At 42.6% G+C, this 11992-nt stretch carries 10 protein-coding genes and 2 pseudogenes; 1 reads left to right on the top strand and 11 read right to left on the bottom strand.

The genetic code is table 11. The annotated features are described in order from the left end of the window. The 4 genes from SORDD27_RS03600 to SORDD27_RS03585 form a co-directional block, all read right to left on the bottom strand. On the bottom strand, positions 1–495 hold a 495-nt coding region (locus SORDD27_RS03600), incomplete at its 3' end, for a UvrD-helicase domain-containing protein (RefSeq protein WP_155718886.1). Next, on the bottom strand, positions 495–3767 hold the full coding sequence (gene rexB / locus SORDD27_RS03595) for an ATP-dependent nuclease subunit B (RefSeq protein ID WP_061427362.1): 3273 nt from the start codon (positions 3765–3767) through the stop codon (positions 495–497). The genes rexB and SORDD27_RS03600, both read right to left, overlap by 1 nt. A 106-nt stretch (positions 3768–3873) precedes the next feature. Further along, the gene (locus tag SORDD27_RS03590; protein WP_061427360.1) at positions 3874–4293 is read right to left on the bottom strand and encodes an EVE domain-containing protein; all 420 of its coding nucleotides are present in this window, start codon (positions 4291–4293) and stop codon (positions 3874–3876) included. Then, the gene (locus SORDD27_RS03585; RefSeq protein ID WP_061427358.1) at positions 4286–4747 is read right to left on the bottom strand and encodes a MarR family winged helix-turn-helix transcriptional regulator; all 462 of its coding nucleotides are present in this window, start codon (positions 4745–4747) and stop codon (positions 4286–4288) included. Before SORDD27_RS03585 ends, SORDD27_RS03590 begins: the two co-directional genes overlap by 8 nt. Before the next feature lie 146 nt (positions 4748–4893). Between SORDD27_RS03585 and SORDD27_RS03580 the strand changes: the two genes are divergently transcribed. Continuing rightward, positions 4894–5703 carry a Cof-type HAD-IIB family hydrolase gene (locus SORDD27_RS03580; RefSeq protein WP_061427356.1) on the top strand — a complete coding sequence of 270 codons (810 nt, stop codon included), beginning with the start codon at positions 4894–4896 and terminating at the stop codon, positions 5701–5703. Between the two features lie 45 nt (positions 5704–5748). Here the strand turns inward: SORDD27_RS03580 and SORDD27_RS03575 are convergent, their stop codons facing one another. The 7 genes and pseudogenes from SORDD27_RS03575 to SORDD27_RS10535 all read right to left on the bottom strand — a co-directional run. After that, positions 5749–6486 carry a TraX family protein gene (locus SORDD27_RS03575; protein ID WP_061427354.1) on the bottom strand — a complete coding sequence of 246 codons (738 nt, stop codon included), beginning with the start codon at positions 6484–6486 and terminating at the stop codon, positions 5749–5751. A gap of 144 nt (positions 6487–6630) precedes the next feature. Then, positions 6631–7506: an N-carbamoylputrescine amidase gene (gene aguB / locus SORDD27_RS03570; RefSeq protein ID WP_061427352.1), complete on the bottom strand. Its 876-nt coding sequence runs from the start codon at positions 7504–7506 to the stop codon at positions 6631–6633. 9 nt (positions 7507–7515) lie between these two features. Then, positions 7516–8601 (bottom strand): agmatine deiminase, encoded by a 1086-nt coding sequence (gene aguA / locus SORDD27_RS03565; protein WP_061427350.1) that lies wholly within the window; start codon positions 8599–8601, stop codon positions 7516–7518. Further along, a complete protein-coding gene (gene nspC / locus SORDD27_RS03560) occupies positions 8598–9725 on the bottom strand; it encodes a carboxynorspermidine decarboxylase (protein WP_061427348.1) in 1128 nt (375 codons plus the stop codon). The genes aguA and nspC overlap by 4 nt, the downstream gene beginning before the upstream one ends. Continuing rightward, positions 9725–10984, bottom strand: coding sequence for a saccharopine dehydrogenase family protein (locus SORDD27_RS03555; protein WP_061427346.1), 1260 nt, complete (start codon positions 10982–10984; stop codon positions 9725–9727). Before SORDD27_RS03555 ends, nspC begins: the two co-directional genes overlap by 1 nt. Then, a pseudogene (gene speE / locus SORDD27_RS03550) lies at positions 10981–11840 on the bottom strand (polyamine aminopropyltransferase). Before speE ends, SORDD27_RS03555 begins: the two are co-directional and overlap by 4 nt. Next, a pseudogene (locus SORDD27_RS10535) lies at positions 11841–11992 on the bottom strand (arginine decarboxylase); the annotation flags it as partial.

The raw sequence follows: 11992 nt of genomic DNA, 5'->3' as shown, positions 1-11992 counted from the left end.
ATGAAAAACTTCATTTTTGAGGATTAACTGTTCACTTTCATTTTGCAAAATACGGAAGTTCGGTGCAATATCAATCAGATAGCCATGCTTGCCAAGGAATTTTTGCGTGAAGGAGTCCATGGTTCCGATGGCAGCGTTTGGCAGGTCTGCCAACTGGCGTCCCAAGTGTTGTTTGAGATCGACATCATCGGTTTCTTGGATTTGTTGGCTGATTTTTTTCTCCAAGCGCTCTTTGAGTTCAGTAGCAGCCTTGACTGTAAAAGTCGAGATAAAGAGTTGGCTGATTTCCACACCACGCGCTAACTGATCCAGAATACGCTCTGCCATGACAAAGGTCTTCCCTGAACCAGCAGACGCTGAAACAAGGATATTTTGCCCTGCCGTATAAATGGCTTCGATTTGCTCGGCTGTTTTCTTCTGTTCCTTGCTTGAACTCGTTTCTGCTTCTTGCAGTTTTTGAATCTCTTCCTCAGTTAAAAAGGAAATGTGCTTCATCAATTCAACTCCTCTCTCATTTTTTCAAACCAAGCTTGCTTGAGTTTTTCTCCGACCAGGCGCTTACCATCAGCTAAGTCTAACTTCTCTAGGAAACGAGCTTGTTCCAAATGGTAATTAGCTTCAAATCCAGTAATGGCTTGGTGTTGCTGAACGTATGGGGCAATGCTTCTGCCATTTTCGGTATAGGGATTGATGGCGAACTGGCCTTGTAAAATCTTCTCAGCTGCCTTCTTGTAAAGATGGGCATTGTAGTCCAATAAGAGCTGGAATTCCTCGTCTGTCAGCTGGTTGGCCTTGTTTTTGTTGTAAAATTCGCCCAAGTGACTGCTTTCTTTTTCTAAAAAGAGTCCTTGGTATTTCATTGATTTGCTGGCTTCTACTACTGCTCCTGCCAGACTCTTAACGGTCAACAGAGATTGGACAGGTTCAGCCATTTCCAAGTACATGGCTCCGAAAAAGTCCTGCTCCCCTTCTCTTTTTAGGGCAGCAAGATAGGTAGGCAGTTGGGAATTAAGCCCATTAAAGAAATGAGGAAACTGGAACTGAGTCAGACTAGACTTGTAGTCCACCACTCCCAGTGCTCCATCAGCTTTCAGGCGGTCAATACGGTCAACCTTGCCTCGCACATGGACACTCCGACCATTATCCAATTGAATAAAGGCCTGATCTTTACCACCAAATGTTGCTTCCTCTTGGATGGTTTCAATGGCTGGATTATGACGAAGGATGTGGCCCGTAGTTCGCGCGACATCAAGTAGAACTTCCTTGGTAAATTGGGCTTCCAAACTTTCTTGATAAATAGCTTCAAATTCGCGTTCTTGGCTGGTTTCCTTAATGGCTTGTTCCAAACGCTGATCAAAGGAATTTTCAGCAGGTAGTTTCAAGGCACGTTCCAAAATACGGTGCAAGAAATTCCCATGACTGCGAGCATCTGGACGCAGGCGCAATTCTTCCTGCAAACCTAAGACATAACGGAGGAAATAACTGTATTCATTGCGGTAAAACTCTGTCAAACCAGACGTAGACAGGTAAAACTCTTTGTCAGCTGGATAGAGAGCCTGCAAGGTCTCTTTCTCTAATGGCTTGCTGCTTGGGCTAGTTGGGAGTGCAGGATTTGTAAGACCTTTTTGGTCAAGTTTTTTCCCCATCACACGCGCCAGAACCTTGACAAAGGTCAAATCTTGCTCAGTATTACTTGTCTCGCCCTGCTGATGATAGGCAACCAGACTAGACAAAAGGCTGTGATATGAACCCATATCATCCTTAGACAGACTTTTTTGATGAATCTTCTTCTCTATTCGGCTAAATCCAAAACTCACCAGTTCCTGAAGATAGGCCGATTCCTTGCTCTCATTTTCATTGAGGAGACTTGGAGAGGATAACACCAACTGCTTACGGGCAGCATTGACTAAGGAAAGCATGGTATAGCGATTTTTCTTGAGATTTTCACTACTTGCAATCAGTAATTGCGCTCCATCTTCAGTCGCTTGGTTTAGGCTTTGTCGTTCTTCATCTGTTAACAAACTGGTGTTTTGCGCGATTTTTGGCAAATGATCCTGAGTCAGTCCAATGGCATAGACAAAGTCAGTGGTCAGAGGGGCAATCAAATCATAACTCTGCACCAGAACGGTATCAACAGTTGCTGGAATGGTGCGATACTGAGACAAACTCATCCCAGAATGGAGCAAGGCTAGGAAATCCTCCAGACTAACTTGTGAACCTGCAAAAACGGTCGCAAATTGTTCTAAAACATGGCAGAAGGCTTTCCAAACTTCGGCTTGTCTTTCCTGTTCTAGAGTTTCCATAGTAGCTGTCAATTCTTGCATCTGCTTGCTTAAAGCAGCATTTTTTAGAAAAGTATTCCACTTTTGCAAGAGATTTTCAGTCTTTTGCTTCCGACTAGCAAATAAGGTTTCAAGTGGCGCCAAAACTCGCAGACGAAGAGAATTTAAACGCTCTAAATCAAATTTTCCATGGTGGGATTTGGTAAAGGTCTGCTGAAAAGAAGGCAAGCCATTGATGCCAAGATAGCGGAGATATTGCTCAAAAGCATCAATATCCGCTTGGCTAAGGTCGGTATATAAACCTGTTCTAAGAAGGTTAATCAAATCCTCCTGACGGAAACGGTAACGTTTCAAACGCAAAATAGATTCGACATACTGAGTCAAAGGATGATGGGCCATGGATTCCTTTCTACCTAGATAGAAAGGAATCTGGTACTGGTCAAAAATGGTTTTCAGCGATAACTGGTAAGAAGCCACATCCCCCAGCAGAATACGGAAATTCTTGTAACTCAGTTCTGGATGGTCATGTAATTTCTGACGAATAGCGCGAGCCACCAGCTCCAACTCCTCTTTTTGCGTCAAGCAAGACCAGATTTGCAAGTTTTCTCGGTCCTTCTCATCGACATCTAAAGCGAGTTCTGAAAAGTCATAAGAAGACTCCAGCAAACGAGAGGCCTTGTCAAAACTATCCATTTTCTCATGTGTCTGAGAAAGATCCTGAGCAGGTGTTTGGTATTTTGCCCCCAAATGATGAAGAAATTCCACACTGGCTTGGTAGAGATTCCCTTCAGTGAACGGACTGCTATAAGCCTTCTTGCTTGCATAAGCCCCAATAACAATCTCGGCACCTTTTCGATGAAGCAGATCCACTACACGCTCCTCCTCGGCAGAAAAACGGGTAAATCCATCAATAACCAAGGCAATCCGACTGAAATCATTGCTTACCTTGTCATTCTCAATAGCCTCAATCAATTGAGACAACTGACTCCCCTGAGCCAACTGACCTTGATTGAGATAGGCTGTTACTTTCTCAAAAATCAAGAGTAAGTCTGCTCGCTTATCCTCATCAGTCAAACTTTCCAAGTCCAAAAAGCTCATCTGAGCAGTTGTCATCTCGTGATAAAGTTCAATCAACTGCTGGATAAATTGAGGGTCTTGTTTAATAGCACCATAAACTCGGAACTCTTTGGGATCAAGTTCAGCAAGGCATTTATAAAAGGCCATTCCAAGTCCGATGTCATCAAGACTGGTCTTGGTCGGCAAGTCATTTAAAACCAGGTAACGAGCCATTTGAGCAAAGCGCGTGACGGTAATCGCAAAAGAAGCCTGCTGGGACAAGCATTCCAGCACGGCACGTTCCTTTTCAAATGAAAGAGAGTTGGGTGCTATGTAGAAGACTCGCTTGCCTGCAGCAACCAGCTCTTCCGCCTCTCTAGTCAAGATTTCTGTCAAAGAAGTCCGAATATCAGTATAAAGTAATTTCATCTCAGCCTCGTTTGGTTTATCAAAGTTTCTTATTCTATTATAGCAAAGTTCGCTTCACAGTCCAAATCCAAAATTCTAGTTGACAATCATTTAATTAGCAAATCAATCATGCTTCATCATCCACTTTCATATGCTGAAAGATATAGAGAAAAAAGTCTTTGGAAACTTCAAAATGCCCATAACGAAGTCGAGAAGTATAGTCTCTCCATTCAGGATGCTGTCTGGCTATTTCTATGGAGCAATCTTTGACTGGTTGATAATACTCAACATTTCGTCTAAAGGGAAAGAATCCTTCAAATTGCTCTACTTGATAGGCTTTGTCATCTATAATTTTACCTACGGCTACAAAAGCCTGTAATTTATCTTGACTGTTCATATCGTATTTGGGACTATAGTATAAAAGATAGTCACCTTTTTTCATACGATTTAAGGGACCGCTCTTTCCATGACAGACCTGGCAAAAATTCCCTTCAACTCCTCTTAAAACATGGTTCTTCGAAACAACTCCTACCCAATATCTAGGCATTTTTATCCTCCAACTCTACTAACATGCGATTAAAACTTTCTCTATCTTCAGAAAGTTTATCAAAAAATTCTTCATCAACCTCTTCTACTAAAGGTAAAGCTTGATTGACCTTCTCCGCGCCAGACTTCGTCACTGAGATAAGTTTTGCTCGACTATCCTTTGGGTGTTGATCGCGTCTAATGTAGTCTTTCTTCTCCAGTAACCTAACAATCTGGGAAACCGTCATAACATCCATACCGGTGAACCGAGCAATATCAACTTGAGTTACATATTCCTCTCTATTGGACAAAAACAAGAGCGAGGTTAAAACGATAAATTGAGGCAGTGTAAGACCAACTGATTTCAAGACTCTTTTTAAGTTGCTTTCCCACTTGTTGTAGACTTTGATGAACAGAAGACCTGTAGACTCTGTTTCATCATTTTTGTAAATTGAATTAAAGTGATACTTTGACATTATTTCTCCTTAAATATTAAGTATACATATTATATAAGATTTTATTTTCTTTTTCAAGGAAAGGAAAGCCGAATTTTACTATTCTGCCAGACATTTCATAGTCTATATGCTATAATAAAAGCAAAACACCTAGAAAAGGAAGTCTTATGATTAAACTACTTGCCTTGGATATGGACGGAACCCTCCTTAATGAAGCCAAGGAAATCCCGCAAGCCCACATCAGTGCCATTCACCAAGCCATTGAAAAAGGTGTCAAACTGGTTCTCTGTACAGGTCGCCCGCTTTTCGGTGTTCTTCCTTACTACAAAAAACTGGGACTGGACCTTCAGAATGAGTATGTCATCGTCAATAACGGTTGTTCAACCCATCAGACCAGTGACTGGAGTCTAGTTGACTGGCAAGAACTTAGTCCAGCTGACATTGAATACCTCTATGACCTAGCAGAAAAAAGCGACGTTCAGTTGACTCTTTTTGATGAGAAACATTATTTTGTCCTCGGTGGCAAGCCTAATGAAATTGTTCAGAATGATGCCAAACTTGTTTTTTCAGACCTGACTGAAATTTCACTAGAGGAAGCGACTAGTGGCAAGTATCGGATGTTCCAAGGCATGTTTTTGGGCACCAAAGAGCAAACAGACGATTTTGAGCATCGGTTTTCTGAGGAACTCTGTCAACGATTTAGCGGTGTTCGTTCGCAGCCTGTCATTTATGAAGCCATGCCACTTGGAACGACAAAGGCTACTGCTCTTTCTCGACTAGCAGCGATTTTGAAGATCGAGCCCTCAGAGATTATGGCCATGGGCGATGCCAATAACGATATCGAAATGCTTCAGTTTGCAGGACTTGGCATTGCAATGGGAAATGCCAGTGACCATGTCAAATTCCTTGCTAATGACGTTACAGCCAGCAATGAAGAAGAAGGCGTTGCACGCGCCATTGAGAAGTATATTTTATAAAAAAGAAAAGCAAATAGACAGAAATTACTGTTATTTGCTTTTTTGTTACTTAACCAAATAGGCAATCAAGGCTATAATCCATAAATGAGCTGGGTAGAAAATATAAAAGAAATATTTACTCCAACTGGTTTCCGTTCCTCGCTGTCCATTATACAAGGCCATAAAAGGAAAGACGGTGACAAAGAGCCAGTCAGAATTGAAAAGCATCATTTCCAGTGTTTGGTGCCAAGTGTCGTAAATTTGGATGGAAGTCACTAACAAGAAGGCCCACAGAAAAGCATAGAGGAGATTTCGCAAGCCCTTGCGATTTCGACAAGAGTAACTAATCAAGAGAAATGGTAGCATGGTGATACCACCCTCAGTAAAAAGACATCCGACAATCAAGAGACCTGCAACCCCAATCCGACGCCACAACTTCTCTTTTTTATCCAGCGCTTTTCTGGGAAAACCAAGCCAAAGCATGGTGACACCGATGGCCAAAGTCAGGAAAATGTTATTATTGACCATTACTCCTTTAGATGCAAATAGGGCGTTGAGTAGGCTATTTCCAGCAAACATGATCAGCGCCCAACTCCAAAGACGGATGAGGTAGTTTTTCAAATTTCGAGTATGGATGAAGCCTTCCATAGCCATATATGCAAACCAAACTCCCACACAACGGGTCAAGGCGTGAAAGATACCTTCCCACAAAGGAGAAACGATTCCGGTGATATGAGGGATATGGTCCAGAACCATTACTGTCGCCATCAGATACTTCAACTGTGTCGCATTCCATTTTTTCATAATAAACCTCTTTCTTTTTGATCTACATAGAGTATAGCATACATTCCCGCGTATAATCGTACACCCATCTTACATTTAAAAAGCCTATCTTACATTTTTGTAAGACAGGCGTGAATATCAAAAATTTATTATGAAATTTACCTTCTAGTCGGTAATCCGTTGATACATTTCTGGTCTTCTATCACGAAACAGTCCCCAGTTGAGGCGTTCACTTGCTCCCTTGTCAAGGTCATAAGTTGCTAACAGAACAGTCTCACCTTGCCTTTCAGCTCTCTCTAGAATAGCTCCTGTTTCATCCGTCATAAAGGAGGAACCATAGAAGTCAAGACTGGAACTTTGTCCGCCATTTTCCTCACTAGGAGTGACTTCTTCCAAACCGTAACGATTGGCTGCAATGACTGGGACAATATTTGCTGCTGCGTGCCCTTGCATGGTACGTTGCCAGTGACCACAACTGTCTGTATCTAAGATAGGCTCTGAACCGATAGCGGTTGGATAAAAGAGCAATTCAGCACCATTCAATGCAAGACAGCGCGCTGTTTCAGGGAACCATTGATCCCAACAGATGCCAATCCCAATCTTAGCATAGCGAGTATCCCAGACCTTGAAACCAGTGTTACCAGGCGTAAAGTAAAATTTTTCTTGATAATAATGATCATCTGGTATGTGGGTCTTCCGATAAACACCCAGCACTTCACCATCTGCATCAATGACGGCAATAGAGTTATACAAGACATTGCCATCTTTTTCATAGAAACTGATTGGTAAAACAACCTGCAGTTCTTTAGCAATCACCCTAAAATGCTGAATAGCTGTATTTTCTGTCACCGACTGGGCATACTGGTAGTAGTCATACTGGCGTTCCTGACAGAAATAGGGACGTTCAAACAACTCCGGTAAAAGAATGATTTGGGCTCCTTGCTCAGCAGCTTGGCGAACTAAACGTTCCGCTGTTTGGATATTGGTTTCCACATCCTTGGCACATTGCATCTGGATCGCTGCAACTCTTACATTTCTCATCTTCTTCTCCTATTCTGGAATTTGTTGGGTAATACAGTGGATATTTCCACCACCTAAGAGAATATCTCTGGCTGGTATTCCGACAACTTTACGGTCTGGGAAACACTTGCTGAGAATATCTAGGGCCACTTGGTCGTTTACATCCTGAAATTGTGGCACTAAGACAGACTTGTTTGCAATATAGAAATTGACATAGGAAGCTGCAAGACGCTCCCCCTCATAACGCTCCTCTTCCCCATCTTCATAGGTATAACCTGGTAAATCCTCCTTAGTGACAACCTGACGAATAGCTGGGATAGGAAGCTTATGAATAGTGAAAGGGCGACCTTTTGCATCCGTTTCCTTTTCTAAAAGCTCAAAGTCGGCTGCAGACATAGCATGCTGAGGATCGTTTTGATCATCTGTCCAAGCTAAAACAAGCTCTGCAGGACCAACGAAGGCAGCAACATTGTCAACGTGTTCATTGGTTTCGTCCTGATAAATACCATAAGGAAGCCAAATAACTTTTTCAGCTCCAAGGCTCTCTAATAAGGTATTCTCGATTTCCTCTTTAGTCAAGTGGGGATTGCGTCCAGGACTAAGTAAGCAACTTTCAGTCACAAGAATGGTTCCTTGACCATCGCTATGGATCGCGCCTCCTTCCAGTACAAAAGGTTTAGCATCATAAACAGGCATTTCCAAGGCCTCAGCAAAACGACTGGCTACTTGGTCATCTGCTTCATAGTCTTGATAAAGACCATCGACTGCACCACCCCAGGCATTGAAAGACCAGTCTACAGCCAACTTTTCTCTTTTATCATTGACGAGAATGGTCGGACCTGTATCACGCGCCCAGGCATCATTGGTGGGAATATCTAAATAAACAACCTTGTCTCCTAGATAGGATTGGGCTTCAGATAGATAATCCTGCTCCACCAAAAGATAAACAGTTTCCCCTTCTGCTATGGTCTTGATAATCTGGCTAAATGCTTTTTGGGCTGCCTTTCCTTGAAAGGGCCATGAACCTGGTCGAGTCGGCCATATCATGAGGGTACCATGATGGGGTTCGTACTCTGCTGGCATACGATAGCCTGCTTTTTTCGGAGTTTCTATCATGATAATCTCCCTTTAAAGTCTTGATAGCCGAAGGTTTTGACTAAGTTGCAGTCACCTTGCTCGTGCATGAGATAGAGACTTGGCAAGCCAATACCGTTAAAGGTATTATTTTTGACAAATGAGTAAATAGCCATGTCTTCAAAATAAAGTCTATCACCGATTTGGATTGGATTTTCAAAGCTATAGTCACCAATCACATCACCCGTCAGGCAGGTATTGGAAGAAAGTCTATAAGTATGGGCTTTTTCTTTGGCCTCAAAGCCATTTCTCAAAGGTGGACGATAGGGCATTTCAAGTACATCTGGCATATGGCAGGTCGCAGAGGCATCTAAAACTAAAATCTCCATACCGTTTTCGACAATATCCAATACCTCCGTTGCTAGATAACCAGCATTGAGCGCAATAGCTTCACCCGGCTCGATATAAACTTCAAGATTGTAAGTTTCTCGGATACGCTTGATTTCTGAAATCAGCAAATCCACATCGTAGTCTTCTCTTGTGATGTGGTGTCCGCCACCCATATTGAGCCATTTAACTTGATGCAAATAGGGTCCAAACTGCGCTTCTACTGCTTTCAAGGTTGTCTCTAAATCATCTGAACCTTGCTCACAAAGGGTATGAAAATGAAGTCCGTCCACTAAATCCAACAAATCACTCGGTATCTTGTCTAGGGTAACTCCAAAACGGGAGCCAGGAGCACAAGGATCGTAGAGCGCGTGATCTCCTTGAGTTGAACACTGAGGATTGAGGCGCAAACCGACACTGATACCAGCCTCTCGGCAACGAGCCCCATGTTTACGCAATTGTCTCTCCGAGTTAAAAACGATATGGTCCGATATCTCCAGCAATTCCTCCAAGTCTGCATCCTTGAAAGCTGGAGCAAAGACATGGACTTCCCCCGGGAATTCTTCTCTAGCTAGCTTCGCTTCATAGAGACCACTTGCAGTTGTGCCCGATAAATACTGGCTAATCAAGGGATAGGTTTTATAGAGGGAATACGCCTTCTGGGCAAGCAAAACCTTGCAACCAGCTTCTTCTTGTACATATTGTAAAATGCGACAGTTGGCTTCTAACTTTGCCAAGTCTATGACATAAGCTGGTGTTGGTACTTGTTCTAATTTCATTAGTCCACCATTTGTGGATTTTCAACCACAACCCAAGGCAAGCCGTACTCATTCAAAACTTCCATGAATGGATCTGGATCCAATTCTTCAAGGTTGTAAACTCCAGGTTGTTTCCAAGTTCCGTTCATCACTAATTTGGTCCCAATCATGGCTGGAACGCCTGTTGTGTAAGAAATTGCTTGTGAACCAACTTCTGCGTAACATTCCTGATGATCACAAACATTGTAGATGTAGATTGTCTTTTCAACGCCATCTTTGATACCAGTAAAGATACAGCCGATATTTGTTTTACCAACAGTACGTGGTCCAAGGCTTGCAGGATCTGGAAGCAAGGCTTTCAAGAATTGGATTGGAACGATTTCTTGTCCGTTAAAATTAATAGCATCTGTACGAAGAAGCCCAACGTTTTCCAAGCATTTCATGTGCGTTAGATAAGATTGGCCAAAAGTCATAAAGAAGCGAATACGTTTAACTCCTGGAATATTCTTTGCTAATGATTCGATTTCTTCATGGTGAAGGAGATACATGTCTTTTTGACCAACTTGAGGGAAATCATACTCACGTTTGATAGACATAGCTTCGACCTCAACCCATTTTCCATCTTCCCAGTAAGAACCTGGCGCAGAAACCTCACGTAGGTTGATTTCTGGGTTAAAGTTAGTCGCAAATGGATAACCGTGGTCCCCACCATTACAGTCTAAAATATCGATATAGTTGATTTCATCAAAATAGTGTTTGAGGGCATAAGCTGAAAAGACACTGGTTACACCTGGGTCAAAGCCAGATCCAAGCAGAGCGGTCAAGCCTGCTTCTTTGAATTTTTCCTGATAAGCCCATTGCCATGAGTAGTCAAAGTAGGCTGTAAAACCAAGTTCCTTACAACGTTTCTCATAGATAGCGCGCCACTCAGGATCTTCTGTATCCTCAGCCTCATAGTTGGCGGTGTCAATATAGTGGACACCCGTCGCCAAACACGCGTCCATAATGGTTAAATCTTGGTATGGTAAAGCTACGTTCAAAACGGCTTCTGGCTTATAGCTTTCAATCAAAGCAATGACTTCTTCGACATTATCAGCATCAAGGGCAGCTGTCTCAATCTTTGTACTTGTTTTACCTTCCAGTTTAGCCTTCAAGTCATCACATTTTGACTTGGTACGGCTAGCAATCATAATCTCTGTAAAGGTTTCGCTATCTTGGCAAATCTTTGAAATAGCAACTTGGGCAACGCCCCCACATCCAATAACTAATAAACGACTCATTTTTTTCCTTCCTCTTCTTCTAAAATGTCTTCTACATACTTGGGTAGCATAAAGGCTCCAACGTGTAAGTTTGCAGTATAGTATTCCGTGAAAAGCTGGCGTTTTTTCCAGCCTTCCTTGTCAAAATCTTTAACAGGGTGGTATTTTTTCGATGCAAATCCAAACAACCAATAGCCAGCTGGACTGGTTGGGATATGAGCCTGATAGACCCGGCTGATTGGAAAGGCTTGATTGACCTTGCGGTGCATGCTTCGGCAAGCTGACTCATCTTCGTCAAAAAAAGGACTCCCATGCTGATAAATCATGATACCGTCTTCTTTGAGAGCTCTGTAACTGTTACCGTAAAATTCCTTGGTAAAAAGCCCTTCTGTATGTCCAAATGGATCTGTCGCATCGTTGATAATGATATCGTAATCATCCTCACAGTTTCTCAAAAAGCGAAGACCATTTTGGTAGTAAATGGTAACACGAGGATCATCTAGCCCCGCAGCAAAGTCTGGGAAATACTCACGACAGACCTCAACCAACATCTCATCTGGTTCCACAATATCGATTTGCTCCAGTTCAGGATAGAGGGTTAATACTTGGGCAACGCCCCGTCACCACCACCAATAACCAATACTTTCTTTGGATTGGGATGCACAGCCATGGGAACATGGACCGTCATTTCATTATAGACAAAGTCATCCGCATCTGAAAACAAGACATGCCCATTTAAGATCAATATCTTTCCAAAAGCTGGTGTATCTAATACCTCAATATCCTGCCACTCACTTTTTCCAGCATAGAGTTGCTTGGCTGTTCTCAGGGACAGTTTCACATCTGGAGTATGAACTTCAGAAAACCATAAATCCATCTAGTTCTCCTTTCTTTCAATGACGTTGATGTGATTGACTTCTGGATCTTCCGTCCCTTGGAGGGAGCAACCACGTTCTTTGGCAAATTGAATATAATCCACAATGTCTCGTGTAATGCGTTCACCTGGTGCTAGGAGTTGGGATGCCTGGA

It is taken from the genome of Streptococcus oralis, assembly GCF_001579025.1.
Classification (GTDB): Bacteria; Bacillota; Bacilli; order Lactobacillales; family Streptococcaceae; genus Streptococcus; species Streptococcus oralis_X.
This window is presented reverse-complemented; position numbering and strand designations above follow the sequence as displayed.

Bases quoted from the DNA above. Each gene is read 5' to 3' on its own strand.
- rexB (WP_061427362.1), bottom strand. From the start codon at position 3,767: ATGAAATTACTTTATACTGATATTCGGACTTCTTTGACAGAAATCTTG.
- SORDD27_RS03590 (WP_061427360.1), bottom strand. From the start codon at position 4,293: ATGCCTAGATATTGGGTAGGAGTTGTTTCGAAGAACCATGTTTTAAGA.
- SORDD27_RS03585 (WP_061427358.1), bottom strand. From the start codon at position 4,747: ATGTCAAAGTATCACTTTAATTCAATTTACAAAAATGATGAAACAGAG.
- SORDD27_RS03580 (WP_061427356.1), top strand. From the start codon at position 4,894: ATGATTAAACTACTTGCCTTGGATATGGACGGAACCCTCCTTAATGAA.
- SORDD27_RS03575 (WP_061427354.1), bottom strand. From the start codon at position 6,486: ATGAAAAAATGGAATGCGACACAGTTGAAGTATCTGATGGCGACAGTA.
- aguB (WP_061427352.1), bottom strand. From the start codon at position 7,506: ATGAGAAATGTAAGAGTTGCAGCGATCCAGATGCAATGTGCCAAGGAT.
- aguA (WP_061427350.1), bottom strand. From the start codon at position 8,601: ATGATAGAAACTCCGAAAAAAGCAGGCTATCGTATGCCAGCAGAGTAC.
- nspC (WP_061427348.1), bottom strand. From the start codon at position 9,725: ATGAAATTAGAACAAGTACCAACACCAGCTTATGTCATAGACTTGGCA.
- SORDD27_RS03555 (WP_061427346.1), bottom strand. From the start codon at position 10,984: ATGAGTCGTTTATTAGTTATTGGATGTGGGGGCGTTGCCCAAGTTGCT.